General features: G+C 28.6%; 27 protein-coding genes, 2 tRNA genes and 1 pseudogene. 19 read left to right on the top strand and 11 right to left on the bottom strand.

Translation table 11 applies throughout. From position 1 onward, the window contains the following. Nucleotides 1-182: 182 nt before the first annotated feature. Both CQA69_RS02050 and CQA69_RS02045 read right to left on the bottom strand, forming a co-directional pair. Nucleotides 183-258: transfer RNA gene (locus CQA69_RS02050), tRNA-Met, on the bottom strand. A 12-nt stretch (nucleotides 259-270) separates the two neighbouring features. Next, nucleotides 271-345 (bottom strand) — tRNA-Gln (locus CQA69_RS02045). A gap of 109 nt (nucleotides 346-454) precedes the next feature. Between CQA69_RS02045 and CQA69_RS02040 the strand changes: the two genes are divergently transcribed. The 3 genes from CQA69_RS02040 to lpxD all read left to right on the top strand — a co-directional run bounded on the left by CQA69_RS02040 (nucleotide 455) and on the right by lpxD (nucleotide 3068). Beyond that, a complete protein-coding gene (locus CQA69_RS02040) occupies nucleotides 455-1474 on the top strand; it encodes a bifunctional 3,4-dihydroxy-2-butanone 4-phosphate synthase/GTP cyclohydrolase II (protein ID WP_137620179.1) in 1020 nt (339 codons plus the stop codon). A gap of 11 nt (nucleotides 1475-1485) precedes the next feature. After that, complete coding sequence (locus tag CQA69_RS02035) at nucleotides 1486-1929, top strand: GatB/YqeY domain-containing protein (RefSeq protein WP_137620178.1); 444 nt, start codon at nucleotides 1486-1488, stop codon at nucleotides 1927-1929. Nucleotides 1930-2114: 185 nt separating this feature from the next. Then, nucleotides 2115-3068: a UDP-3-O-(3-hydroxymyristoyl)glucosamine N-acyltransferase gene (gene lpxD, locus CQA69_RS02030; protein WP_137620177.1), complete on the top strand. Its 954-nt coding sequence runs from the start codon at nucleotides 2115-2117 to the stop codon at nucleotides 3066-3068. Here lpxD and queA read toward each other — a convergent pair whose 3' ends face one another. The 4 genes and pseudogenes from queA to hemW all read right to left on the bottom strand — a co-directional run bounded on the left by queA (nucleotide 3069) and on the right by hemW (nucleotide 6354). Then, nucleotides 3069-4097, bottom strand: a complete 1029-nt coding sequence (gene queA, locus CQA69_RS02025) for a tRNA preQ1(34) S-adenosylmethionine ribosyltransferase-isomerase QueA (protein WP_137620182.1) — start codon at nucleotides 4095-4097, stop codon at nucleotides 3069-3071. Further along, a complete protein-coding gene (gene tatC / locus CQA69_RS02020) occupies nucleotides 4097-4828 on the bottom strand; it encodes a twin-arginine translocase subunit TatC (RefSeq protein ID WP_137620176.1) in 732 nt (243 codons plus the stop codon). The genes queA and tatC overlap by 1 nt, the downstream gene beginning before the upstream one ends. Beyond that, nucleotides 4821-5227 (bottom strand): annotated as a pseudogene (tatB, locus tag CQA69_RS02015) (Sec-independent protein translocase protein TatB). Before tatB ends, tatC begins: the two are co-directional and overlap by 8 nt. 59 nt (nucleotides 5228-5286) lie before the next feature. Then, nucleotides 5287-6354 carry a radical SAM family heme chaperone HemW gene (gene hemW, locus CQA69_RS02010; protein ID WP_137620174.1) on the bottom strand — a complete coding sequence of 356 codons (1068 nt, stop codon included), beginning with the start codon at nucleotides 6352-6354 and terminating at the stop codon, nucleotides 5287-5289. A 101-nt stretch (nucleotides 6355-6455) separates the two neighbouring features. Here hemW and CQA69_RS02005 point away from each other — a divergent pair, with 101 nt between their 5' ends. Genes CQA69_RS02005 through cmoA form a run of 10 tightly spaced genes read left to right on the top strand, consistent with a single transcriptional unit; the run spans nucleotide 6456 to nucleotide 15590 of the window. Further along, nucleotides 6456-6926 carry an RNA pyrophosphohydrolase gene (locus CQA69_RS02005; protein ID WP_137620173.1) on the top strand — a complete coding sequence of 157 codons (471 nt, stop codon included), beginning with the start codon at nucleotides 6456-6458 and terminating at the stop codon, nucleotides 6924-6926. Beyond that, nucleotides 6926-8128: an aspartate kinase gene (locus CQA69_RS02000; protein ID WP_137620172.1), complete on the top strand. Its 1203-nt coding sequence runs from the start codon at nucleotides 6926-6928 to the stop codon at nucleotides 8126-8128. The genes CQA69_RS02005 and CQA69_RS02000 overlap by 1 nt, the downstream gene beginning before the upstream one ends. Next, the gene (locus CQA69_RS01995; RefSeq protein ID WP_137620171.1) at nucleotides 8125-8661 is read left to right on the top strand and encodes a HobA family DNA replication regulator; all 537 of its coding nucleotides are present in this window, start codon (nucleotides 8125-8127) and stop codon (nucleotides 8659-8661) included. Before CQA69_RS02000 ends, CQA69_RS01995 begins: the two co-directional genes overlap by 4 nt. Nucleotides 8662-8666: 5 nt before the next feature. Beyond that, a complete protein-coding gene (locus CQA69_RS01990) occupies nucleotides 8667-9272 on the top strand; it encodes a DNA polymerase III subunit delta' (RefSeq protein ID WP_137620170.1) in 606 nt (201 codons plus the stop codon). A gap of 1 nt (nucleotide 9273) precedes the next feature. Beyond that, a complete protein-coding gene (gene folP, locus CQA69_RS01985; RefSeq protein ID WP_137620169.1) occupies nucleotides 9274-10416 on the top strand; it encodes a dihydropteroate synthase in 1143 nt (380 codons plus the stop codon). Between the two features lies 1 nt (nucleotide 10417). Continuing rightward, nucleotides 10418-12358: an NAD-dependent DNA ligase LigA gene (gene ligA / locus CQA69_RS01980; RefSeq protein WP_137620168.1), complete on the top strand. Its 1941-nt coding sequence runs from the start codon at nucleotides 10418-10420 to the stop codon at nucleotides 12356-12358. Continuing rightward, entirely contained in the window at nucleotides 12355-13329 is a 975-nt protein-coding gene (locus CQA69_RS01975; protein ID WP_137620167.1) for a hypothetical protein, read from the top strand. Before ligA ends, CQA69_RS01975 begins: the two co-directional genes overlap by 4 nt. Next, nucleotides 13326-14075, top strand: a complete 750-nt coding sequence (gene tlyA, locus CQA69_RS01970; protein WP_137620166.1) for a 23S rRNA (cytidine-2'-O)-methyltransferase TlyA — start codon at nucleotides 13326-13328, stop codon at nucleotides 14073-14075. The genes CQA69_RS01975 and tlyA overlap by 4 nt, the downstream gene beginning before the upstream one ends. After that, a complete protein-coding gene (locus tag CQA69_RS01965) occupies nucleotides 14041-14889 on the top strand; it encodes a bifunctional riboflavin kinase/FAD synthetase (protein ID WP_137620165.1) in 849 nt (282 codons plus the stop codon). The genes tlyA and CQA69_RS01965 overlap by 35 nt, the downstream gene beginning before the upstream one ends. After that, complete coding sequence (gene cmoA / locus CQA69_RS01960; protein ID WP_137620164.1) at nucleotides 14886-15590, top strand: carboxy-S-adenosyl-L-methionine synthase CmoA; 705 nt, start codon at nucleotides 14886-14888, stop codon at nucleotides 15588-15590. Before CQA69_RS01965 ends, cmoA begins: the two co-directional genes overlap by 4 nt. Before the next feature lie 2 nt (nucleotides 15591-15592). Here the strand turns inward: cmoA and CQA69_RS01955 are convergent, their stop codons facing one another. From CQA69_RS01955 to nth, 4 genes are all read right to left on the bottom strand, one after another. Then, nucleotides 15593-15817, bottom strand: a complete 225-nt coding sequence (locus CQA69_RS01955; RefSeq protein ID WP_137620163.1) for an EexN family lipoprotein — start codon at nucleotides 15815-15817, stop codon at nucleotides 15593-15595. Between the two features lie 94 nt (nucleotides 15818-15911). Next, nucleotides 15912-16550 (bottom strand): trimeric intracellular cation channel family protein, encoded by a 639-nt coding sequence (locus tag CQA69_RS01950; RefSeq protein WP_137620162.1) that lies wholly within the window; start codon nucleotides 16548-16550, stop codon nucleotides 15912-15914. Nucleotides 16551-16559: 9 nt separating this feature from the next. Further along, on the bottom strand, nucleotides 16560-17210 hold the full coding sequence (locus CQA69_RS01945) for a DNA/RNA non-specific endonuclease (RefSeq protein ID WP_137620161.1): 651 nt from the start codon (nucleotides 17208-17210) through the stop codon (nucleotides 16560-16562). Continuing rightward, nucleotides 17210-17833: an endonuclease III gene (gene nth, locus CQA69_RS01940; protein ID WP_137620160.1), complete on the bottom strand. Its 624-nt coding sequence runs from the start codon at nucleotides 17831-17833 to the stop codon at nucleotides 17210-17212. Before nth ends, CQA69_RS01945 begins: the two co-directional genes overlap by 1 nt. A gap of 86 nt (nucleotides 17834-17919) precedes the next feature. On the opposite strand from nth, the gene CQA69_RS01935 reads away from it, so the two are divergent. The 5 genes from CQA69_RS01935 (at nucleotide 17920) to CQA69_RS01915 (ending at nucleotide 23130) form a co-directional block, all read left to right on the top strand. Further along, the gene (locus CQA69_RS01935; RefSeq protein WP_137620159.1) at nucleotides 17920-18741 is read left to right on the top strand and encodes a peptidylprolyl isomerase; all 822 of its coding nucleotides are present in this window, start codon (nucleotides 17920-17922) and stop codon (nucleotides 18739-18741) included. Then, nucleotides 18741-19805: a class II fructose-bisphosphate aldolase gene (gene fbaA / locus CQA69_RS01930; RefSeq protein ID WP_137620158.1), complete on the top strand. Its 1065-nt coding sequence runs from the start codon at nucleotides 18741-18743 to the stop codon at nucleotides 19803-19805. Before CQA69_RS01935 ends, fbaA begins: the two co-directional genes overlap by 1 nt. A gap of 86 nt (nucleotides 19806-19891) precedes the next feature. Beyond that, nucleotides 19892-21310, top strand: coding sequence for a MotA/TolQ/ExbB proton channel family protein (locus tag CQA69_RS01925; RefSeq protein WP_137620157.1), 1419 nt, complete (start codon nucleotides 19892-19894; stop codon nucleotides 21308-21310). Next, nucleotides 21307-22260 carry an OmpA family protein gene (locus CQA69_RS01920; protein WP_137620156.1) on the top strand — a complete coding sequence of 318 codons (954 nt, stop codon included), beginning with the start codon at nucleotides 21307-21309 and terminating at the stop codon, nucleotides 22258-22260. The genes CQA69_RS01925 and CQA69_RS01920 overlap by 4 nt, the downstream gene beginning before the upstream one ends. 9 nt (nucleotides 22261-22269) lie before the next feature. Next, entirely contained in the window at nucleotides 22270-23130 is an 861-nt protein-coding gene (locus CQA69_RS01915) for a 1-aminocyclopropane-1-carboxylate deaminase/D-cysteine desulfhydrase (RefSeq protein WP_137620155.1), read from the top strand. On the opposite strand, the gene CQA69_RS01910 is transcribed toward CQA69_RS01915, so the two are convergent. After that, nucleotides 23123-23593 (bottom strand): low molecular weight protein-tyrosine-phosphatase, encoded by a 471-nt coding sequence (locus CQA69_RS01910; protein ID WP_137620154.1) that lies wholly within the window; start codon nucleotides 23591-23593, stop codon nucleotides 23123-23125. The genes CQA69_RS01915 and CQA69_RS01910 overlap by 8 nt on opposite strands. 55 nt (nucleotides 23594-23648) lie before the next feature. Here CQA69_RS01910 and CQA69_RS01905 point away from each other — a divergent pair, with 55 nt between their 5' ends. Then, nucleotides 23649-24833 carry an MFS transporter gene (locus CQA69_RS01905; RefSeq protein WP_137620153.1) on the top strand — a complete coding sequence of 395 codons (1185 nt, stop codon included), beginning with the start codon at nucleotides 23649-23651 and terminating at the stop codon, nucleotides 24831-24833. The last annotated feature ends 11 nt before the right edge of the window (nucleotides 24834-24844 follow it).

Below are 24844 nucleotides of genomic sequence, written 5' to 3'. Positions count from 1 at the left end.
AATAGAGTCAATAAGAAAATTTAACTAGGTCAATAATAAAGTCAATAAAAAATTTTTGTAAAGTATAATAAATTAAAATAAATTAAAGATAATCTAAAGTAATATAATGTTTGTCAAAATGTTATTTTGCGGCAAGACAAAAACAAATAAAAAAAGTTAAAAGAAATGAAAAAATAAACAACTGGTTGCGAAGGGGAGATTTGAACTCCCGACCTTCGGGTTATGAGCCCGACGAGCTAACCACTGCTCTACTTCGCGATAAGTAAATTATGGATGGGGTAAAGGGATTCGAACCCCTGAATGACAGGACCAAAACCTGTTGCCTTACCGCTTGGCGATACCCCAGTGTTTTGAGTGTATTAAAAGATTTTAAGAAAGGAGATTATATTAAAATTTAATTTATTTGTCAAGCAAATAAGGTTATAATTTTTATAAATTTTAATGTGGAGAAAATATGAAATTTATAAACATCGAGCAAGCTATTGAAGAAATAAAGCAAGGTAAGATGCTTGTAATGGTAGATGCAGAAGATAGAGAAAATGAAGGAGATTTAATTTTTCCAGCTCAATTTAGTACAAAAGAAAATGTTAATTTTATGATTAAAGAAGCAAGAGGTGTTGTTTGTGTAGCACTTGGAGAAGAGCTTGCAAGAAAATTTGAGCTTCCTTTAATGGTGCCAAAAAATACCTCCAATCACGAAACCGCTTTTACTATAACTGTTGATGCAAAAAATGCTACTACTGGAGTGAGTGCTTACGAACGTAATATGACTATAAAAATTTTTGCAGATGATGATGCCAAGGCAGATGATTTTGTCCGGCCTGGTCATATAAATCCATTAATAGCTAAAAGTGGAGGAGTATTAGAACGAACAGGACATACAGAAGGAACTGTCGATCTTTGTCGTTTGGCTGGTTTAAAAGAAGCTTGTGTGATTTGCGAAATAGTCAAAGATGATGGTGATATGGCTCGTAGAGAAGATTTAGAGAAATTTTGCGAAAAACATAATCTCAATATGATTGCAGTTTCTGATATTATAGAATATAGATTAAAGCATGAAAGTCTCATTACTTTAAAAGAAAAAAGCGATAGTTTTTTAGCAGGTCTTAAGGCTAAAAAATTTGTTTTTGTTGATCATAATAATATACAGCATGTTGTATTTGCTTTTGGAGAAATTCAAAAATGCACCAACGTAAAATTTCATATCAGTGGAAGGGATTTTGAGCTTTTAACGTCGGATAAATTTTCAAAACTTTTAGAACAGATTAAATTTTTGCATGAAAATAGCGGGGTGATTGTTTTCATGCAAGGAGAAAAATCAAGTGCAACTCAATTTAAAAATTATGGCATAGGGGCGCAAATTTTAAGATATTTCAAAATAGAAGAAATCAAACTTTTATCTCAAAGTTGTGATAAAGATTATATAGGTTTACAGGGCTTTGGATTAAATCTTAAAGCTTGTAATTTTAATTAAAAAGGAAAAACATGGCACTTAAAGAACAAATTTTAAACGATATTAAAGAAGCGATGAAGCAAAAGGAAGATTTTAAACGAGATGTTTTGAGAACTTTAAATGCAGCATTAAAACAGGTTGAAGTTGATGAAAGAATAACACTTGATGATGAAAGAATTTATAAAATTATATCAAGTGAAATAAAAAAACGCAAAGATGCAATTGAACTATATTCTAAAGGAGGGAGGGAAGATTTAGCTCAAAAAGAGAAAAATGAAATTTTAATTCTTGAAATTTATTTACCAAAACAATTAAGCGACGAAGAATTAAAGAGAGTGTTAAAAGATTTAATTGAAAAACTAGGAGTAAGCTCTTTGAAAGATCAAGGGCTTGTCATGAAAGAGGTAAAAGTTCAATTTGGAGCCAAGGTAGATGGAAAAAGAGCAAATATGATATTAAGAGAAATTTTAAGCTGATTAAATATCATTGGTGATTTTGATATTTTTGGTACAAAAAAAGACTATTAAAAATGATTTTATAAAAAAATTTTATATTTTGTAAAATAAAATATTATTGTTAATTTTTAAATTTGATGCCAACTAGAAAGTTTATGATGATATCATTTTAAAATAATTAAACATTTATTTTAGCGAGGTTTAAAATGAAATTAAAAGAAATAGCAGAATTTTTAAGCTTAGAATATAACGGAGAAGATATTGAAATCACTGCTTTAAATTCTCTATTAAGGGCAAATTTTACAGAGCTAACATATTGTGATGGAGAAAAAAATGCTAAAGATATTCCCAATACTGGAGCCGCTGCTATATTGGTAACCAAAGAATATGAAAATTTAGTTCCAAAAGATACGAAAGTATTGATCACTCAAAATCCACATTTAAGTTTTGCTTTTTTAAGTAAACTTTTTGCAAAACCTTTGTTTGAGCAAGTTAAAGAAAAAAAACAAAATATTGCTAAGAGTGCTAAAATTATGCCTAATGTTTATATAGGCAATAATGTTGATATTGGAGAAAATGTAGTTATTATGGCAGGAGCTTTCATTGGCGATAATGTTAGCATTGGAGATGAAAGCGTGATCCATCCTAATGTAGTGATTTATAATGATAGCAAAATTGGAAAAAAATGCCATCTTTTAGCAAATTGCGTTATAGGAAGTGATGGTTTTGGTTATGCACACAATAAAAATGGAGAGCATTATAAAATCTATCACAATGGTAATGTTATTTTAGAAGATTTCGTAGAAATTGGAGCTTGCACGACAATTGATAGAGCCGTATTTGATAGTACAATTATTAAAGCAGGAACTAAAGTAGATAATCTTGTTCAAATAGGGCATAATTGTGATATTGGACAAAATTGTATTATTGTGGCACAAACAGGTATTTCAGGTTCAAGTCAATTAGGAAGAAATGTGGTTATGGGTGGTCAAAGTGCTACAAGTGGACATTTGAAAATAGGAGATTTTAGTACAATAGCCGCACGAGGTGGAGTGAGCAAAAGCCTTGAAGGAGGTAGAGTTTATGGAGGTTTTCCTATCATGCTTCAAAAAGATTGGCTTAAGCTTCAAGCCAAAATTGCTATAAAATTTAAAGAATGATTATAAAATAAGCATAGCATCGCCATAAGAGTAAAATCGATATTTTTCTTTTATGGCTAATTCATAAAGTTTTAAGCATCGCTCCCTACCTATAAAAGATGAAACAAGCATGATAAGAGTTGATTTAGGCAGGTGAAAATTAGTTAAAAGATAATTTTGTCTTATGGGCGGATTATTTGGGTGTAAAAATAAATCACAAAATCCATTTTCTTTATGTGTTCTTGCGTAATATTCTATACTTCTTGTTACCGTGGTTCCAATACCTAAAATAGGTTTTTTTGAATCAATAATTTCACAAGCTTGTTTTGGAATGCTAAAAAACTCGCTATGCATTTTATGCTCTTGTATGTTTTCGCATTCTACATTTTTAAAAGTGCCTGCGCCTACATGCAAAGTCAGATGATAAATTTCATGCTTTTTATTTAGATCATTAATCATATCTTCGCTAAAATGTAAACTTGCTGTAGGAGCGGCTACTGCGCCTAAATTTTTAGCAAATATACTCTGATAATCTTCAATATCCTTAGCATTATCTGCTCTTTTGATATAAGGAGGTAGGGGAATATGTCCTATTTTATCAAGAAGTTTATAGAGTTCATTTGTGTTTAAGATTTTATCATTTTGATAAAAACAAACTTTACGCATTCCATCTTCTAGAATTTCAATAACTTCTGCTATTAAGTTTTTTTCGAAATGTAAAATTTCATTGATTTTTACACGCCCTTTAATTTGAACTATAAAGCTTGGTTTTTTTGAATTTAAAAAGGGTTGATGTAAAAAAAGTTCTATTTTGCCACCGCTTTCTTTTCTTCCATAAATTCTTGCTTTAATCACCTTAGTATCATTAAAAAATATAGTACAATTTGGTAAAAAGTCTTTTAAATTTGCAAAAGTTGTATGATAAATTTCTTGATTTTTTCTTTTATAAATTAAAAGCTTGGCGTTTTCTTTAGGAACTGCTGGATAATTTGCTATAAGCTCTTGTGGTAAATTGTAGTTGTAATGTGAGAGAATAAGATCTTCATTTATCACTTTTCATCTTCTTTTGGAGCTGGATTGACTTTTTGAACGATCAAAATAGAAAGTCCGTAAAGTCCGCAAAGTGGTCCTGCCATCAAAAATTGAGATAAAAAATCAGGTGGAGTCATAAAAGCAGAAAAAATAAAAATAATTAAAACAGATATACGAAAATGACGTTTTAAAAAAGCATCATCAATTAGGCCTATTTTTGCAAAGAAAAATGCAATAACTGGCATTTCAAAAGCTAAACCAAAGGCAATAATGACCTTAATAAAAAAATCAACATAAGTTCCTAGAGTGATGACTGGGTTGAAACCTTCATTGAGACTAAAGTTAATCAAAAATTTAAAAGCTAAAGGTACAACAATAAAATAACAAAAACAAGCACCCAAAGCAAACATAACACTTGCAAAACTTACAAAAGGGATAACAAGGCGTTTTTCATTATCATAAAGCCCAGGCGCAACAAATTTCCAAAATTGCCAAAAGATAATAGGAATACCAAAAACAAAAGCAGCAAAAAAACTTACTTTGATAGTTGTAAATAAACCTTCTTGCATTTCTATAACATTGATGTGTTTTGAAAATTCTGGTAAAACTTCCACAAGAGGAGTTTTTAAAATTTCTAAAATATAATTACGAAAGCCGAAACATACTAAAAATAGTACTATAATAGAAATTACGCTTATAAAGAGACGTTTTCTAAGTTCTATTAAATGAGGTTTTAATTCTTCAAACATTTATTTTTCCGCTTTTTCTTCTAATGAGGTAAGTTTAGGTTTTTCATCAGAATTTAAATTTTGCCCACTAAGATTACTTGATGGATTTTCTCTACTATCAAAAGTTAAATCCACTTTAGTTTTTTCTAAAATGTCTTTTTTTAGATCATCAAATTCCTCAAAACTAAGTTTTTTGCGTATATTTTCATTGCTAGCTGAGAATTCATCTTTATATTTTTTAGCCTCTTCTTTAAGTTCATTGATGCGAATTTCTTTTTCTATACTTGATTTCGCATCGTCTATATTTTTTTTTAAGGCTTTTAAAATTTTAGCTATTTGCACGATGGCTTCAGGAAGTTTATCAGGACCTAAAACTAAAATTGCTACAATTAAAATAATTATAATTTCACCAAAACTCATTCATTAATACTTTATCTTAGAAATATTTTAGATGGTTATTTTACTTAAAAAACTTAAATTTAAGATGAGAGATACAAAGCAAGTTCGTCGCTGAGTAAAAAATTGGGATTAAAATATCTTTTTTTTTCATATTTAAGTTTTTTTTCTTTAAGTAATAATAAAGCCTTTTCTTTTTGTTTGAAATCTAATTTTTTTTCTTGAATACCTACTATGCTTCTAAGCCCTAAAAATAAGTGCTCTAGTTCTAAATTTTTAGAATTTAATTTTTCTACATTTCTAAAAGCGGGGTTTTCTATATAAGATTTTAAATTATTAGCAGTGTAAAAACGTTGATTTTTATAAAATCCTACAGCACTCAAACCACAACCTATATAATTATTGCCTTTCCAATAACTAAGATTATGCTTACACATTGTGTTTTTATTTTTAGAAAAATTACTGATTTCATATTGAAAAAAACCAAGATGAGTTAATTTTTGAATAAAAAATTTCATTAAATTAGGAGCGTTTTTCTTAAAGTTTTCTTTTTTAGCAAAAGCAGTTTTTGGCTCTATAGTAAGATTATAAGCGCTTAAATGAGTGATTAAAGGTTTTATTTTTTCTAAATTTGAAAGTTCAAATTCAAGCATTTTTTTATCGTCCATTTTAGTGTCGTATATGAGATCTAAATTGATATTTTTTAATCCTGCTTTATCTGCATTTTCTAAAGCTTTGAAAATTGTATCTTGATTGTGAATTCTTCCAAGAAATTTTAGCTTTTTAGGATGAAAACTCTGCGCCCCAAAAGAAATGCGATTTATTCCTAAATTTTTCATTGCTTTAATCCAGTTTAACGTTGCTGAATTGGGATTAGCTTCGCATGAAATTTCTACGTTTTGAGACAAATAGGGATGTAGAGTTTTAAAAATAGACTCATAATATTTTGCATCAATACAGCTTGGTGTACCTCCGCCTATAAAAAATGTTTTTATTTGATTATATTTTATATTAAATTTTTCCAACTGAAAATTAATATCTTTATTTAAAGCTTGAAAGTAAGATTTTTCATAATTATCTTTTTTTAAACTTGTAAAAGCACAATAATTGCATTTGCTTTCACAAAATGGAATATGGATATAAAAATGCATAAACAACCTAATAATTTTAATTAAATTTGTTAATTTTAATCAAAAATTGATTTGACTTTGGTTAAAATGATAATGCTTAGTATAGGTTTGAGGTAAAGCAATTGGAAAAAGAAAAAAAATATAGACCTAATGTCGCGGCTATTATTTTATCAAGCACTTATCCATTAGAGTGTAAAATTTTTATAGCAAAAAGAAGCGACATGGATAATATTTGGCAATTTCCACAAGGTGGTATTGATGAAGGTGAAGACGCCAAAAGTGCTTTATTAAGAGAACTTAAAGAAGAAATTGGTACAGATGAGATTGAAATCATTGCTGAATATCCAGAATGGTTGAGCTATGATTTTCCAGAAAGAGTTGCTAAAAAAATGTATCCTTATGATGGGCAAATTCAAAAATATTTTCTGGTTCGCTTAAAATCTGAATCAAAAATTAATATTAAGACTAAACATCCTGAATTTAGTGCTTATCAATTTGTTAAAGTAAAACAAATTTTTGAAATGATCCATCATTTTAAAAGAAATATTTATATTAAAGTAATTAAATATTTTAAAGAGAAAGGTTATATCTAATGCTTATAGTTCAAAAATATGGCGGAACGAGTGTTGGCAGCTTAGAACGCATTGAAGCAGTTGCAAATCGAGTTATAGAGAGTGTAAAACAAGGAAATCGGCTCGTTGTTATAGTTTCCGCAATGAGTGGAGTCACCAATACACTTATAGAACAAGCACAATATTTTAGTAAAAATCCCAATGGAAAAGATATGGATATGCTTTTAAGTAGTGGTGAGCGTGTTACAAGTGCTTTATTATCCATTGCTTTAAACGAAAAAGGATTTGATTCTATTGCTTTTTCAGGAAGAAAAGCAGGGATTATTACAGATAATGTTTTTACAAAGGCTAGAATTTCTTATATTGATACAGGAGCCATTGAAAATGCCTTAAATGAAGGAAAAATCGTTGTTATAGCAGGTTTTCAAGGAGTTGATGAAGAAGGAAATGTAACCACTTTAGGACGCGGTGGAAGTGATTTAAGTGCAGTTGCTGTTGCTGGAGCATTAAAAGCTGATTTATGCGAAATTTATACCGATGTTGATGGAGTATATACAACTGATCCACGTATAGAACCCAAGGCTAAGAAGTTAGATAAAATTTCTTATGAAGAAATGCTTGAACTTGCAAGTTTGGGAGCTAAAGTTTTGCAAAATCGTTCAGTTGAACTTGCTAAAAAATTAAATGTGAATTTGGTTACTAGAAGTAGCTTTAATAATAATCAAGGAACAATAATTACAGAAGAGGATAAAATGGAACAAGCTTTAGTGAGCGGTATTGCTTTAGATAAAAATCAAGCAAGAATAACTTTAAGAAATGTAGAAGATAAACCAGGAATTGCAGCTGAAATTTTTTCAGTTTTAGCAAATGAAAATATTAATGTGGATATGATTATTCAAAATGTAGGTGTAGATGGAGCTACAAATTTAGGTTTTACTGTGCCTCAAAATGAATTAGAATTGGCTAAAAATGCTATGAAAAAAATTTTACATACCGATACCATAGTGGAAAGCGATAGTGCTGTGGTAAAAGTATCTATAGTGGGTGTTGGAATGAAGTCGCATTCTGGGGTTGCAAGTAAAGCTTTTAAAGCTTTAGCAGATGAAAATATCAATATAGGAATGATTTCTACAAGCGAAATAAAAATTTCTATGATAGTGCATGAGAAGTATGGAGAACTTGCTGTAAGAGCACTTCACGAGTGTTATGGACTTGACAAATGAGTGATTTTTTGAGTTTTACACTTGAGAATATCCGTAATGGCGGAACTTTTATGGCTTGGATGGAGTCACGTCGTTTAGAATGGGCTCCTTTAATGCAAGTAAAACTTAAATATTTACTTGAGGGACGCACTTTTATTTTGATGTGTGATGAGCAAAGATCTTGGTATGAAGAATACTTTTTAAAAAATATTAATACAAAAACTAATCGTCCTATGTTGCCTTTTGTATCCTTAAACGCTTTGTGCAAAAAAAAGATACAAAAATCTGAAGAAATAGCTTTGCTTAATGATTTGCTAGATGTTACTTTTCCTAATGGATATATTTATTTTTACATAGGCTCTACTATGGATGAAAAATCTCTTATAGCTAAATCTAAAAACGATAGTTTGTTGTGGCTTTTTGATGAACAATTACAAAATAGCTTTTTTCTTAACTCTAAAGATAAAGATCTTGATGTTAAGCTTATAAGTCTTTATAAACTTTTGGATTTAAGTTTAGATGCGATTTTGTTTTCTAAGGTTAGTTTGGGATAATTTTTGTGTTTACAAGTAAAATTATAATCAGTGAAGATTTTGAGCGTATCAAAGAAGAAATGATTGAAAAATACGGATATAATCGTTTAAGATTGATTCCTAAAACCCCTGCAAATGATTTTTTGCTTGATGATGCAAGATTGGTTGAAAAAGAAAGTTATATAGCAGAAATTGATGAAAAAATTATAGTTTTAATGGCGCATAATTTTAGAATAGAAGCACAAAATTTTTTATTAAAACTTCTTGAAGAGCCGCCACAAAATGTCAAATTTCTTATAGTTGTCCCTTCTAAAAATTTACTTTTACCTACGATAAAATCACGTCTTATATGTGAAAAACGTAATATACAAAAATCTAAAAATAGCTTAAATTTGAAATTAGATAAAATGGATTTAAAAACATTGTTTGAATTTTTACAAGAAAATGAGAATTTAGACAAAAATGAACTTATGGAAAAAATCACTCTTTTAACTGAACAAATGGTCAAAATTAAAGATTTTAATGCTAAAGAACTTGAAAATTTTTATGAAAGTTATGAGTTAGCAAAGCTTAATTCTAAAAGTTCTTTGATCTTGTCTACACTTTTGCTTAATTTTTATACAAAGAAGTAAAATGAAATTTTATAAAATCAACCCTGATATAGATTTTAATATGATTTGCTCTTTTATAAGTCCTCATAGGTTTGGGCAAAAAATTATGAGTCAAAAAACACAAATTCATTTTATATTGATTAAAAATTTAAATGCAGCAGCTGCTAATATTTTAAAACAAGATGCTTTAAGAGTGGGGGCTGAATTGGTAACTCATAAAGAAGTTATTACTGCTAAAATAGATCATTCTAATGCACTTTTAATGGCAACAAAAGAACAAATTCAAAAAATAATATCAAAAGAAAAACTGCAAGATTTTGGACTTAAAAAGTTAGCTCTTTTTTTGGAAAAAGATTTTTTAAAGCCTAAAAAAGTAGAACTTATGGCGGTTATGAATATCAACGAAGATAGCTTTAATGCCAATAGCCGCGTTAGTGAAAACGAGTTTGAAAAAAAACTCAATGAAATTTTAGCTTTAAATCCTGATTATATAGATATTGGCGCAGTGAGTTCAAGACCGGGGAGTTGTTATTGTGGTAAAGAGGAAGAATTTAAAAGACTTAAAAATATTCTTGATTTAATTTATGCAAAAAAATATTATGAAAAAAGTATTTTTAGCTTGGATAGTTTTGATGAGTATTGTTTAGAATATGCTTTAAGTAAAGGTTTTAAATTGATCAATGATATCACAGGTTTAAAAAATGAAAATTTAGCCAAACTTGCAAATGAATATAAGGCAAAATATTGTTTGATGCATATACAAAAGGATCCAAGTACCATGCAGGATAATCCTTATTATGAAGATATACTTGATGAAATCAGTTTATTTTTTAAGGAAAAACTTGAAATTTTAGACAAATATGGAGTAAAAGAAAGTATTTTAGATGTCGGAATTGGTTTTGGAAAAAGTGCGGAGCATAATATGATTTTAATTAAACATTTGGAGCATTTTTTGCAGTTTGGTAAGCCTTTGCTTGTAGGTGCAAGTCGCAAAAGTGTAATTAATGCTTATTTTTCAAGTGAAGTTAAAGATCGTTTAGCCGGAACTTTGTATTTGCATTTAAAAGCTTTTGAAAATGGAGCAAGTATTATAAGAGTGCATGATCTGTATGAACATCAACAGCTTTTTGCCTTAGCAAATGCAATGAGAAATATAGGGATTTAAAATGACTAAAGAAGAATATTTAAGCAAAGTAGCTTTAGCTAATGAATGGATGAGGGCTTATTATGAAAAAGATGAGCCTTTGGCAAGTGATGAAGAATATGATGTTTTAATTAGGGAATTAAGAGAGTTTGAAATTCAAAATAAAAACGATATTTCGCCAGATTCTCCGACACAGAAAATAGCTCCTGTTATACAAAGCGAATTTAAAAAGCTTGCTCATTTAAGTCGTATGTGGTCGATGGAAGATGTTTTTGATGAAGAAGAATTAAGGGCTTGGGCAAAGCGTGCAAGGTGTGAAAATAATTTTTTTATAGAGCCAAAATTTGATGGAGCAAGTTTAAATTTACTCTATGAAAATGGTCAGCTTATTAGCGGTGCTACAAGAGGTGATGGAGAAGTTGGCGAGGATATTACATTAAATGTTTTTGAGATTGATAATATTCCAAAAACGATTTCTTATAAAGAAAAAATAGAGATCCGTGGCGAAGTTGTGATTTTAAAAGATGATTTTGAAAAAATCAACGAAAAAAGAGCTCAGTTAAATCAAAGTTTATTTGCCAATCCAAGAAATGCAGCAAGTGGAAGTTTAAGACAGCTTGATACAAGAATCACCAAAGAAAGAAATTTAAAATTTTATCCTTGGGGAGTTGGAGAAAATTCTTTAAGTTTTAAAAAACATAGTGAAGTGATGAATTTTATTAGAGAACTCGGTTTTTTAAAAGATGATTTTGTTAAACTTTGCAAGGATTTAGATGAGGTTTTATTATCTTATAAGGAGCTTTTATCCTTAAGAGATCAAAAACCTATGATGATGGATGGTATGGTAGTTAGAGTTGATGATTTAGCACTTTGTGAAGAACTTGGCTATACGGTTAAATTCCCAAAATTTATGGCAGCTTTTAAATTTCCAGCTCTTGAGAAAACTACGCGTTTAATTGGGGTTAATTTGCAAGTAGGAAGAAGTGGAGTGATCACTCCTGTTGCTGTTTTAGAACCTGTAAATTTAGATGGAGTTGTGGTTAAATCTGCTACTTTGCATAATTTTGATGAAATTGAAAGATTGGATGTAAAAATCAATGATTTTGTTAGCGTTATAAGAAGTGGGGATGTTATACCTAAAATTACTAAGGTTTTTCAAGAAAGAAGAAATGGTTTAGAGTGCGATATTTCTCGTCCTAAATTTTGTCCTACTTGTCAAAGTGAGCTTTTAGATGAAGGAACGCTTATAAAATGTCAAAATATTGATTGTCCTGATAGACTTTTAAATTCGATCATACATTTTGTTTCTAAGAAGTGTTTAAATATAGACGGGCTTGGAGAAAATATAGTTGAACTTTTATATAAAAATAAAAAAATCAGCACAATTGAGAGTATTTTTTCTTTAAAATATGATGATTTTGAAGGTCTGGAAGGATTTAAAGAAAAAAAAATCAATAATATTTTAAACGCTATAGAAAATGCGAAAGAATGTGAGTTATTCCGTTTTATTACAGCTTTAGGGATTGAGCATATAGGAGAAGTAGCGGCTAAAAAATTAAGTTTGAGTTTTGGCTTAGACTGGCATAAGCAAAATTTTGAAGCTTATGCAAATTTAGAAGGTTTTGGTGAGCAAATGGCAATAAGCTTGTGTGATTTTACTCGTGTCAATCAAAGTCGAATTTGTGAATTTTATAATATTTTAAAATTAAAAGTCGAACGATTAGAGATTAAAGACGACAGCTCTATTTTAGGAAAAACTTTTGTAATCACTGGAACACTTTCTAAACCAAGAGATGAGTTTAAGGCTTTGATAGAAAAATTAGGAGGAAAAGTCAGCGGGTCGGTTTCTAAAAAAACAGATTTTGTACTCTTTGGAGAAGAAGCGGGATCTAAACTAAGTAAAGCAAAAGAACTTGGCGTAAAATGCATTAATGAAAGTGATTTTCAAGAGCTGATAAAATGATCGCTTTATTAGCCTTGTTCGCTTTTATTTTAACGTGGCAATTTTTTAATTATGCTTTTATTTTTTTGATTTTTATTTTTTATGCTTTTATGAGAGAATTTTTGATTTTTTTAAAATTTAGAAAAAATGTTTTAAAAGAAGCTACAATAGTTAAAAACAGTTTGATTTATCGAATTACTTCCGGAGATTTTTATCTTTATATTATAAGTTTTTTTATGGCTTTATTTGCTACTTTTTCTTTATTTTCAAATTTAATTACATCCCAAAAACAAGATTTTTTATTTTTGTTTATTTTTTTACCTTTATTTTTACTTTTTTTTAAAAAAAAGTTTCATTTGCAATTTATAGATAATGCGTATAATGATTTTAGAATTATCGTTATAACAAGTTTTTTTACTGCTTTTATTTATAGTCTTTTTAATTTATTTTTTGTCAAACAGGTTGATTTTAACTTGAATGACTTTTATCAAAATATGATTTATTATAAAAATTCTAGCTTTTTTATTTTTGATTTTATTTCTCAATGTTTAGCTATATTGAATGGCCTAAAAGAGTATTTTTTGTTTTCTTTTGGTATTATTTGGTTTAAGATTTTTAATTTTATTTTTGATTTTTTAAATTTTTTTATACTTTCTTCTTTTATATCTTATCTTTATAATTTTGCATTTAAAAAAAATAAAATTTATATTTTTATATTTTCTTTTTTAATAGCCATTACCTTATTTTTTTCTAGAGAAACTAAAAATGAAAGTGTTAAAACATATCATAAGGAAATATTTTTTATGGTAAATAATCTTTCTTTCTTAAAAGAACAGAATTTAAGCACTTTAAAAGAAGATAAAGATAAATTGGATAAAAATTTAAGACAAGTAAGGGAAATTTTAAATAAAAATGCTTTTGAAATTGGAATATGGTGGTTTTCTAAAGAAAAAGAAGATTTGCAAAAATCTCTCAACGAAAGCCTAAAATGAGATATGATCTTTTTGTAGCCAAACGATTAAATATCAGTAGAAATAAGGCTTTGGAATTGATAGAAAATGAAGAAATTTTGCTTAATTCTAAAATTTTTAAGTCTTCTTTTAATATAAAAAATTTATTTAAAAACAATACTTTGAGCGAAGAAGAAATTTTATCTTCTAAGGAATTAAATTTAGAGCCTTTGAGTAAAACTTATGTTTCAAGAGCAGCTTTAAAACTAAAGAATTTTTTACAAGATAAAGATATTGATATTAGGGATAAAATTTGTCTTGATATAGGTTCTAGTACAGGAGGGTTTGTGCAGATTTTATTAGAAAATCAAGCTTTAAAAGTCGTTGCTCTAGATGTGGGAGATAATCAACTCCATTCTAGTTTGCGAGATAATGCTAAAATTAAAATCGTTGAAAATACAGACTTAAGAGCCTTTGAAAGTAAAGAAAAATTTGATATTATCACTTGCGATGTTAGTTTTATTTCTTTACACCATTTAATGTTCTATATTGATAGCTTAGCTTTAAAAGATATAATCTTGCTTTTTAAACCTCAGTTTGAAGTTGGAAAAAATGTAAAAAGAAATAAAAAAGGTGTTGTTCAAGATGAAAAGGAAATTCAAAAGGTAAGAAAAGAATTTGAAAAAGCTTGTATGCGTTTAGGCTGGGTTTTAAAAAATTGTGAAGAATCTAAGATAAAAGGAAAAGAGGGGAATGTTGAATATTTTTACCACTACTGCAAAAAATAAAATAAAATCTTTAGCCATCGGTTCTTTTGATGGTTTGCATTTAGGACATCAAAAGCTTGTAGATTTGTTAGATGATTTTGGTGCGCTTTTAATTGTAGATAAATTTCAAGGTAGAAAGCTTTGTACTAACAAAGAAAAGGGGTGTTTAGCAAATAAACAGATTATAGAAATTGATTTTGAAAGTATTAAAAATTTAGACGGTAAAGAATTCTTAGACTTTTTAAAAAAAGAATTTACTTCTTTAGAATATATTGTAGTGGGTTATGATTTTTGTTTTGGTAAAAATAAAGCATACAAGGCCAAAGATATAGAAAACTTAAGTGGAATAAAAACAGTTATAGTAGATGAGTTTTGCATAAATGGATTTAGTGTGCATACAAGCTTGATTAAGGAATTTTTAGTTAAAGGTGATATTGAGAAAGCAAATCTTCTTTTAGGAAGAAATTATTCTATAAAAGGTGAGCATATCCAAGGACAAGGACTTGGTTCAAGAGAGCTTTTTGCAACTTTGAATTTAAAATGTGATGATTATGTTTTACCAAAAGAGGGTGTTTATGTTACTTTAACCCAAATAAAAAATAGGATTTATAAGAGTATAAGTTTTTTAGGAATACGTTCTAGTGATGGAAATTTTGCTATTGAAAGTCATATTTTAGAAAAATTTGATCAAGATATAAATTGTGGTGAAATCATAGAAATTCAATTCATATCTTTTTTAAGAGAAAATCAAAAATTTCAAGATTTAATACAATTAAAAAAACAAATAGCTAAAGATATACAATTGGCTCAAGATCGTTTGAAGGATTTGAAATGAAAGATGAAATTTTTAAAGAAAGTCAAAAAAAACAGTTTGAATTCGATAAAAATGTAGCTAGTGTTTTTGACGATATGATTAATCGTTCTGTGCCTTTTTATAAAGAAAATTTAGAGCTTTGTGCTCAGTTGATTGCTAAGATTGTAAGTAATGGTGCTAAAGTTTGTGATTTGGGCTGTTCAAGTGCTAATTTTTTAATTTTTTTAGCTAGTTTAAGAAAAGATTTTCAGCTTTTTGGGATAGATAATTCTTTACCTATGCTTGAGATAGCGAAATCAAAAGCCAATGCGTATGGTTTAAATATAGAATTTATTGCAGGAAATTTGTGCGAATTTAACTTTTTTGATAGTGATGTTTTTATTGCAAATTACACTTTCCAATTTATAAGACCTCCAAAAAGACAAGAGCTTGTAAATCAAATTTATAAAAATTTGAATAAAAATGGTATTTTTATAATGAGTGAAAAAATTCTTTTTGAAGATGCTTTTTTGTCTAAAAATATTATTGAAATTTATGCTGATTACAAGCAAAGTCAAGGATATTCTAAATTTGAAATTGCTACTAAAAGAGAAGCTTTAGAAAATGTTTTAATTCCTTATAGCGAAAAAGAAAACATTTCTATGCTTGAAAGTGCCGGATTTAAAAAAATAGAAAGTATTTTCAAATGGGCAAATTTTGAAAGTTTTATAGCTTTTAAATAAAATTAGTTTTCGCTACTTTCATTTTCTTCCCAATCCTCCTTAGGAATAGCTACACTAAAAGCATTAACGCAATCTTGACTGATGATGGATTTGAGTCTGCACTCATCACTTCTTTCTTTGGCTTCTTGTGGATGAGTTTTGTAATATTCCACGCTTTTGGTCTGCTCGCAAGCTGTTAAAATTATAGTTATGATAAATAAAAATATTATTTGTTTAAAAAATTTCATCGTTTATTTGTCCAAATGTCATTAATTTGTATGATATTTTTACATCTATTATATAAAAATAAAGCTAAAATTTTTTATTTTTTAAATAAAAAATTCATTTCATTTCATTTTCATTATAAGAGAATATAGGTAAAGCCCATTGGAATTTTATAGCTAGAAGTCTCATTAAAACACCGATAAATAAGGTAATTAAAGTGCAAATTAGAGTATTAATTTCCAGCCAAACTACTGCAGTATAATAAATTGCACCTGCTATAATTGCAACACCTGCATAGATTTCTTTTTGAAATACAAGTGGAATTCTCATACACAAAATGTCTCTTAAAATTCCACCAAAAACTCCTGTAATTACAGCTGCTGAAACGGCGATAATAAAACCATAGTTTAATTTCATAGCAACTTGTGCTCCAAGTATGCTAAATACAACAAGTCCTATAGCATCAAGAGTTAAAAACAAATGTTCCAATCTTGTGACAATTCTTGGAATTTTAGTAGCCATAAGAGCACAAAAACAAATCAAGAGAACATACTCTGGGTGCTTTACCCAAGTAAGGGGATAATGTCCTAAAACTACATCGCGTATACTTCCTCCACCAATGGCAGTAACTAAAGCGATAAATATCACTCCAAAAAGATCCATTTTATGTCTTCCTGCTGCTAAAGCTCCAGTCATACCTTCTGCTGAAATACCTACAATATAAAGCACAGTAATAGTCAATTCGTTAAGATCCATAATAACCCTTTAAAATTGCTCACAAGAAATTTTATAATTTGTGATTTTTTCATCATCAACTTCGTGATTTGGTACTTGATAGCATTCTTTAAATTGAGGTGTTTGAATGATTTTAATATAAAAGCTCGGTATTGCAATATTATTTTTAATACGTCTTGGATTTTTGTCGTAAAGAATAAGATTGAGAACTTCTACGCTTTGAAATTTTAAAGCCAATTTTCTTTCTCTTTGTTCGATTTCATTCCAAACTTTAGCATTAATTTGCTCATTTTGTGGAGTGATATTGCTCATTAAAAAAACTGAATTTTGAGCAGCTTTGCTAAAACGAAATGAAGCATTGGACGCTGTATGTCCACGAGTATATCCACTGTGTTTGTAATCACTCCAAGTGGTGCGATATTTTTTAGGAATATTTGTATCATCTTCAAAACGAGCACGTTTTTTTATTTGCTTTGATTTCAAATTTGAGCTTTCAACTTTATAAGCAACCGCTTTTGTACCTTTTAAGCTGTAATCATAACAATTAATATAAAAAAATTTATTTAAAACTTGAGAACAATTGAAAGCGTTAAAATAAGATGAAAAATTTTTATTAGGTTTATAGGCTTCTAAGGCAAATACATTTAAAGAGAATAATAGTAAAAAGGTTAAAAATTTCATCAAATTTCCTTATCTGCACTTGTGCAAAGATGATTTAAAAAACATTCTTTACACAAAGGTTTTTTGGCTTTACAGGTGTATCTTCCAAAAAGCACCATAGCTTGGTGAAGAAAGTTAAGATTGTCTTTAAAAATATGCGTTAAATCTTCTTCTGTAGCTTCTGGAGTTTTTGCTTTGCTTAGATTAAGGCGATGGGAAACTCTAAAAACGTGAGTATCTACTGCCATAAAATTCGCTCCACACCATTCTATTAACACAACATGAGCAGTTTTTTGTCCAACGCCAGCTAAAGATTTTAAATCTTTCTCATTTAAAGGAATTTCACCATTAAAATTTTCACATACAGCCTTTGCCATTTTGATAAGATTTTGGGCCTTATTATTAAAAAAAGAACAAGTTTGTATATAGCTTTTTAAACTTGATAAATTGGCCTTAGAAAGACTTTTTATATCAGGATACGCTTTGAAAAGTTCAGGGGTGATAAGATTAACTCTTTTGTCGGTGCATTGAGCCGAAAGCATTACGCAAACTATAAGTTCATAAAGATTTTTAAATTTTAATTCCGTTGTAGGTTTTTCAAAATTTTTTAAAAATAATTCTTTGATTTTTAAATTTCTTTTCATTTTTTTATTTTAGTTAATTTGCTTTAAACCAAGTTGAGATATAATTAATTTACATTAAAAATATTTCAATAATAAAGGAAAACCAGATGAAAAAAATTTCTTTAGTTGCAGCAGTTTTAGTTTTCGGTGTAGCCTTAAATGTAAATGCGGTTACGGTAGCCACAGTAAATGGCAAAAACATCAGTGATACAGAGGTAGGCGATTTTTTTGCTCCTATGCTTAGAGGACAAGATTTTAAAACTTTACCAGAAAATCAAAAAAAGGCACTTACGCAACAATATATCATTCAAGATTTAATTTTACAAGATGCTAAAAAGCAGAATTTAGAAAAAGATCCGCTTTACATAAAAGAGCTTGAGCGTGCAAAAGATAATATATTAGTGAATGTATATCAAGAAAAAATTTTAAACTCAATTAAAGTTGATTCAGCTAAAGTAAAAGCTTTTTATGATCAAAATAAAGATAAATATGTAAGACCTGCATCAGTTCAAGCTAAACATATTTTAGTTTCTAGTGAAAAAGAAGCTAAAGAAATTATTAATGAATTAAAAAATTTAAAAGGTAAGGCTTTAGATAACAAATTTAGTGAAATTGCTAAAGCAAGATCTATTGATCCAGGTTCAAGAAATCAAGGGGGAGAGCTTGGTTGGTTTGATCAATCAACTATGGTAAAACCTTTTACAGATGCGGCTTTTGCTCTTAAAAATGGTACCATTACAACTACTCCAGTAAAAACAAATTTTGGTTACCATATTATCTTAAAAGAAAATTCTCGTGCAAGAGAGCAAATTAAATTTAGTGACGTTAAAAAAGGTATTGAAAATGGGCTTAAATTTGAAGAATTTAAGAAAATTATCAATCAAAAAGGACAAGAGTTATTAAAAAATGCTAAAGTGGAGTATAAATAATGGGTATTTTAAATATCGTTGAACCAGGAGTTATAAGCGGTAATGAACTTAATAAGATTTATGAGTATGCTAAAACAGAGGGATTTGCAATTCCTGCTGTAAATGTTGTAGGAACAAATTCTATTAACGCTGTTTTAGAAGTTGCTAAAAAAATAAATTCGCCTGTAATAATTCAGTTTTCCAACGGAGGTGCTAAATTTTATGCTGGTAAAAATTGTCCCAATGGTGATGTTTTAGGAGCTGTTAGTGGAGCTCAACATGTACATTTACTTGCTCAAGCTTATGGAGTTCCTGTGATCTTACATACTGATCATGCTGCTAGAAAGCTTTTGCCTTGGATAGATGGTTTAATTGCTGCAAATGCTGAGTTTAAAAAAAGTCATGGACGAGCTTTATTTAGCTCTCATATGCTTGATCTTAGTGAAGAAAGTTTAGAAGAGAATTTAAGTACTTGCGAAGAATATCTTAAAAAACTTGATGAATTAGGAATTTGTCTTGAATTAGAACTTGGTTGTACAGGTGGGGAAGAAGATGGAGTTGATAATACAGGTATTGATAATGCTAAGCTTTATACTCAGCCTGAAGATGTAGCTCTTGCTTATGAAAGACTTGGAAAAATCAGTGATAAATTTTCTATTGCAGCAAGTTTTGGTAATGTACATGGGGTTTATAAGCCTGGCAATGTGAGTTTACAACCTGAGATTTTAAAGAATTCTCAAAAATTTGTAAAAGAAAAATTTGGATTAAGTAGTGATAAGCCTATAAATTTTGTTTTTCATGGTGGAAGCGGAAGCGAATTGAAAGACATTAAAGATGCAGTAAGCTATGGTGTAATTAAAATGAACATTGATACAGATACTCAGTGGGCATTTTGGGATGGAGTTCGTGGATATGAAGCGAAAAATCGTGCTTATTTGCAAGGTCAAATTGGAAATCCAGAAGGAGATGATAAGCCAAATAAAAAATATTATGATCCGCGCGTATGGTTAAGAGCCGGAGAAGAAAGTATGATTAAACGCTTAGAAATTGCTTTTGAAGATTTAAACTGTATTAATAAAAACTAAGCTTTGTGCTTAGTTTTTATTTCACTTTAAAGATTATTTTTGTTAATAATTTTTAAAGTGAAATTTTTATCTAGGAAATTGTTCATATGGAAGTAAAATCAGAAGAAATTGCAGAACTTATTTTGCCAGAGAGTAAGGAAAGAAAAGGCTATTTAGTTTATTTAAAAATTATTTTTATCCCAGCTTTGCTTTATGTTTTGATTTTGCTAGGTTATTTTCATATTATAAATTTTGAAGTTGAGTTACATACTGTGATTATGACAGGTATTATTTTTTTTACCGCACTTATTTTTGCACGCCATAATTCTGAATATGCTTATAGTATTTTTGAGCAACAAAAAGATGAATTTAAACAAGCTCTAAAAAGATATATCATGAAACACTTTCTTGCAATAGGAAAAGATACAAAATCTAATGCTAATTTTGATGATTTTGCTTATAGTTATATTAAAGAAACAAGAAATGAAAATTTTGCTAGTATTGGTTCATCTATTTTTCCTATGATGGGGATTTTAGGAACCTTTGTTAGTATTGCAATTTCTATGCCAAATTTTAGCTCTAGCAATACAGTAGCTTTAGAACAAGAAATTGCAAATTTATTGAACGGGGTTGCAACTGCGTTTTATGTTTCAATTTATGGTATTTTTCTTGCTCTTTGGTGGATTTTTTTTGAAAAATTTGGTAAGAGTAAGATAGAGCGTTTGCTAAATCGTCAGAAAAATTCTACAAGTGGTTTTTTTTGGACAAAAGAGGAGCTCGATCAAAGATATTTAAGCGAAAGTTTGCAGCATTTTGAAAAAATTGGTGCAATTTTTAAGCAGGTAAGCAATCAAGATTTTTTTGCAGAGCTTGACCATGCAATTGATAGGAAATTTCAGATGTTTCAAGATATGCTTAATGTTGAAGAAAAGGCTATAAGATTAAGCGGAGAACATATAAAGCAAACTATGGGAGAATTAAGTAGAGCTCAAAGGGATCATCGCGATCTTGGTAAAATGTATGGCGAAATGTTAAATGGTATAGGCGTGTTAAATCAAAGCTTAAAAGAAGTTAATACGCGTATGTCAGAGCAATATAATCGTTTACTGGATATTAGCAATGAAAAAATTCAACATTTTGATAAGACCTTAAATGCCTTTAGTGAGGAAGTAGAGCGTTTTGGTCAAAATTTTGAACTTTACGAAAAGGCAATGCTTGAGAATCAAGAAAAGATATTTGAAGGTTTTAAAGCGAGTCTTTTTGAAGGAATGCATAAATTTAAAGAAGTTTATGAAGAAGAAAAAAATATCGATGCGAAAATTAAAATGATGGATGATTTAAAACAGGAAATTAAAGACTTAAATGAAGAAACTAATAAGATGATGAAAAAAATTGGCAAAGAGATAGAAGAGCAAGAAACCAATGTTGAAGAAAATGAAAATATAAAACAATTAGAACTTGTGAGAAAAGATGAGTCAGAAAAAGAATTAGAATTAGAAAAAACAAATGAAGAAAATAAATCATGAAAAATGATTTTAAAGAAGATAATAATTTTTGGATAGCTTATGCTGATTTAATGGCAGGTTTGCTTTTTGTTTTTATTTTACTTATCGGTGCTATTGTGGTTAAATATGTTTTAACGCAAAGCGATTTAAGAGAGATTAAAGATAATCTTAATAAACAAGAGGCGCGCTTGCAAGAAAGTAAAGAAGAATTAAAAAATAAAGAAGCAATAGTTTTTAAACTAAGTTCTGATTTAAGCAATGCTTCAAGTGCTCTAAATCTTGCAAACTTACAAAAAGCAGAACTTGAGGCAAATATAACTAACTATAAGCAATTAAGTAAAGATCTTAATTTAACTCTTGATAGCAAAGATAAACAAATTCTTATTTTACTTGGACAGCTCGAAAAAAAAGATAAAGAATTGAAAGATCTACAAGATAATTTTGAAGAAGCTAAAAAGAAAGTTCAAAGTTTGGGTTTAATTCGTCAAAATTTAAGCCAAGAGCTTCAAGGAAAGCTTGATAGCAATATAACTATAGACGATAAAACAGGTGCTATTTCTTTACCTGCTGAAGTTTTGTTTGATAAAGATTCTTATGTCTTAAAAAATGAAGCAAAAGCAAGTTTGAGAAAAATTTTAAGTGAATATTTTGATGCAATAATGAATGATCCTAAAATTTTATCAAATATTGAAAATATTGTTATCGAAGGTCACACCGATAGTGATGGATCTTATATTTATAATTTGGATTTATCTCAAAAGAGAGCTTATGAGGTTATGAATTTCATTTATAGTTTCTATAAAGATGTGAGACTTCAAAAGCTTTTGATGGCTAGCGGACGTTCTTTTTCTGATCCAATACTTGTAAATGGTATAGAAGATAAAAATAAAAGTCGTCGTATAGAAATAAAATTTAGCATTAAGAATGATAATGCTTTAAAAGATGTGGAAAATTTTTTTGAATTCCATTAAATTTTATAAATGTTACAATCTACCATAGATAAGATTTGTTTTAAGGGATTTGAATTTTATATAAAACGTGATGATTTGTTAGGAGAAATTAATGGCAATAAAGCTAGAAAGCTTGCTTTTTATTTTTCTCAAGTTTATTCTAAAAATCAACGTTTTATCAGTTATGGTGGTATTCAAAGTAATGCATTGGCTACGCTTAGTATTTTTTGTTTGAAAAGAAACATCAAATTAATTTTTGTTTGTAGAAAAATTCCAAATTTCTTAAAAGAAAATCCTTGTGGAAATTATGCTTTAGCCTTAAAAAATAAAGTTGAAATTATAGAAACTAATAATATTAACCTGAAAAAATATGCACTTTCTTTATGCAATAAAGAGGATATTTTTATTGAACAAGGTATAGCAAATTTAAACGCGGAATTGGGTTATAAAGAATTAGCAAATGAAATTAAAGAACAAAGTATTGATTTAAATTTAGAATTTGATATTTTTTTACCATCTGGAACTGGAACTTCTGCTGCTTTTTTAGCTAAACATTCTAAATTTAAAATTTTTACTTGTTCTTGCATAGGCGATGAAAGTTATTTAAAAAAGCAAATTTTAGAATTAATACAAGATTATGATTTTTCAAATTTAGAAATTTTAAAAAGCAATAAAAAATATCATTTTGGAAAACCTTACAGAGAAATTTATCAACTTTATAAAGAGTTAAAACAAGAATGTAATATAGAATTTGATTTGCTTTATGATATGATAGGTTTAAACATTGTTTTACAAAGAAAATGGGAAAAACCTTTGCTTTATATACATCAAGGAGGTATTTTAGGTAATGTTTCTATGTTGCAAAGGTATGCTTTTAAAGGTTTTAAATAGTTTTAGATTCTTTAAGAATATAGTCTAAAAGATTGTTGCAAGCTAAAGAAATGATTTTATAAGTTTCATCAAAATTTCCACTATACCAAGGATCTGGAACTTCATTATATCCTAGCTCAGAGGCAAAATCTGTCATTTTTAAAAGTTTATTTTGGGTATTTTTAAAATTTTTTAAGACATTGTTAAAATTAGAATTATCCATAGTGATTATGAAATCACTTTCGTCGCAAAGTTTTTGAGTGAGTTTTTTACTTACGAAATTTTGATGTTCTATATTCAGATTTGTGAGTTTATTTTTTGTACCAAAATGCATTCCTTCTCCGTCATGTTCTCCAGAAGTTCCTGCACTTGTAATGATAAATTTATTTTGTAAATTTTTCTTTTTAATCAAATCTTTCATTACAAATTCAGCCATAGGGGAACGACATATATTTCCTAAACATACAAAGGTTATTTTTTTCACAGCATTTCCTTAACTTTTTAATCAAAAATTATAAAAAGTATCATACAATAAAATTATGGAAAAATTCAATAAAACTTTATGGATATGCTGGTTTGGAGTTTTTACTACAAGTATGGGACTTAGTCAAATTGCTCCTATTTTGCCTTTATATATAAAAGAATTAGGGCATGTTAATTTAAATGAAATTGCATTTTATTCTGGACTTGCATTTGGAGTTACTCCTCTTGGAATGGCTATTTTTTCACCTATTTGGGCTTTTTTGGGTGCAAAATATGGCTATAAAAATATGTTACTTCGTGCTAGTTTAGGAATGTCAATTTTAACCTTATGGCTTAGCTTTGCTCATAGTGCAACTGAAGTTGTTTTAATTCGTGCTTTAACAGGTATAGTTTCTGGTTTCACTTCAGCGGCTGTTGTTTTTATAGCAGTAATTGCACCCAAAGAAAGAGTAGCTTACGCTTTAGGAACTCTTTCTACAGCCTCAGTAAGTGGTAGTTTAATTGGTCCTTTATTTGGTGGATTTGTAGCAGAATTTTTTAAAATTAGTACTGTATTTGATTTTGTAGCGTTTTTAATAGCTTGTTCTTTTGTGACAATTTATTTTTTTATTCACGAAGATAAAAAAAATAAAGAAGTTCAGCAATACACTGATAAGAAAAAAGAAAATAAAATTCTTATTATAGTTCTTTTTGCGACAACTTTTGTAATTCAATTTGGAACTTTTGGGGTGATGCCAATTTTAAGTATTTTTGTAGAACAAATTCATCAATATGGAAATTTAGCCCTTTGGTCTGGGATTGTTGTAGCCTCAAGTGGAATTAGTAACCTTTTTTTTGCACCAAAAATAGGAAAATTTGCAGATAAAATAGGGCCTAGTAAAATTATTTTTGTTTCTTTATTGTTTTGCGGAATTTGCTTTTATTTGCAGTCTTTGACCACAAATGTTTATATGCTAATTATTGTTCGCTTACTCATAGGAGTGGGACTTGGCGGTCTTTTACCTTGTGTTAATGCTTTACTTAAAAAAAGCGTTGATGCAAAGAATTTGAGTGTTGTATTTGGCTTAAATCAAACTTGTCAATTTTTAGGCAATTTTTGTGGAGCCTTTGGAGGAGGAATTATAGCAGCTTATTTTAAGATAGAATTTGTTTTTGCTTTTGTATGCTTTGTTTTTATAATCAATGCTTTAATTTTTTTAGTATTTGAAAAAAAATATATTTTTTCAAACATGGGTTTATGATTTAGAAAAAA

Source organism: Campylobacter estrildidarum (genome assembly GCF_005406205.1).
Taxonomy (GTDB): Bacteria; Campylobacterota; Campylobacteria; order Campylobacterales; family Campylobacteraceae; genus Campylobacter_D; species Campylobacter_D estrildidarum.
This window is presented reverse-complemented; position numbering and strand designations above follow the sequence as displayed.

Coding starts and splice junctions, on each gene's coding strand:
- CQA69_RS02040 (WP_137620179.1), top strand. CDS start 455: ATGAAATTTATAAACATCGAGCAAGCTATTGAAGAAATAAAGCAAGGT.
- CQA69_RS02035 (WP_137620178.1), top strand. CDS start 1,486: ATGGCACTTAAAGAACAAATTTTAAACGATATTAAAGAAGCGATGAAG.
- lpxD (WP_137620177.1), top strand. CDS start 2,115: ATGAAATTAAAAGAAATAGCAGAATTTTTAAGCTTAGAATATAACGGA.
- tatC (WP_137620176.1), bottom strand. CDS start 4,828: ATGTTTGAAGAATTAAAACCTCATTTAATAGAACTTAGAAAACGTCTC.
- hemW (WP_137620174.1), bottom strand. CDS start 6,354: ATGCATTTTTATATCCATATTCCATTTTGTGAAAGCAAATGCAATTAT.
- CQA69_RS02000 (WP_137620172.1), top strand. CDS start 6,926: ATGCTTATAGTTCAAAAATATGGCGGAACGAGTGTTGGCAGCTTAGAA.
- CQA69_RS01995 (WP_137620171.1), top strand. CDS start 8,125: ATGAGTGATTTTTTGAGTTTTACACTTGAGAATATCCGTAATGGCGGA.
- folP (WP_137620169.1), top strand. CDS start 9,274: ATGAAATTTTATAAAATCAACCCTGATATAGATTTTAATATGATTTGC.
- ligA (WP_137620168.1), top strand. CDS start 10,418: ATGACTAAAGAAGAATATTTAAGCAAAGTAGCTTTAGCTAATGAATGG.
- CQA69_RS01975 (WP_137620167.1), top strand. CDS start 12,355: ATGATCGCTTTATTAGCCTTGTTCGCTTTTATTTTAACGTGGCAATTT.
- tlyA (WP_137620166.1), top strand. CDS start 13,326: ATGAGATATGATCTTTTTGTAGCCAAACGATTAAATATCAGTAGAAAT.
- CQA69_RS01965 (WP_137620165.1), top strand. CDS start 14,041: ATGTTGAATATTTTTACCACTACTGCAAAAAATAAAATAAAATCTTTA.
- cmoA (WP_137620164.1), top strand. CDS start 14,886: ATGAAAGATGAAATTTTTAAAGAAAGTCAAAAAAAACAGTTTGAATTC.
- CQA69_RS01955 (WP_137620163.1), bottom strand. CDS start 15,817: ATGAAATTTTTTAAACAAATAATATTTTTATTTATCATAACTATAATT.
- CQA69_RS01950 (WP_137620162.1), bottom strand. CDS start 16,550: ATGGATCTTAACGAATTGACTATTACTGTGCTTTATATTGTAGGTATT.
- CQA69_RS01945 (WP_137620161.1), bottom strand. CDS start 17,210: ATGAAATTTTTAACCTTTTTACTATTATTCTCTTTAAATGTATTTGCC.
- nth (WP_137620160.1), bottom strand. CDS start 17,833: ATGAAAAGAAATTTAAAAATCAAAGAATTATTTTTAAAAAATTTTGAA.
- CQA69_RS01935 (WP_137620159.1), top strand. CDS start 17,920: ATGAAAAAAATTTCTTTAGTTGCAGCAGTTTTAGTTTTCGGTGTAGCC.
- fbaA (WP_137620158.1), top strand. CDS start 18,741: ATGGGTATTTTAAATATCGTTGAACCAGGAGTTATAAGCGGTAATGAA.
- CQA69_RS01925 (WP_137620157.1), top strand. CDS start 19,892: ATGGAAGTAAAATCAGAAGAAATTGCAGAACTTATTTTGCCAGAGAGT.
- CQA69_RS01920 (WP_137620156.1), top strand. CDS start 21,307: ATGAAAAATGATTTTAAAGAAGATAATAATTTTTGGATAGCTTATGCT.
- CQA69_RS01915 (WP_137620155.1), top strand. CDS start 22,270: ATGTTACAATCTACCATAGATAAGATTTGTTTTAAGGGATTTGAATTT.
- CQA69_RS01905 (WP_137620153.1), top strand. CDS start 23,649: ATGGAAAAATTCAATAAAACTTTATGGATATGCTGGTTTGGAGTTTTT.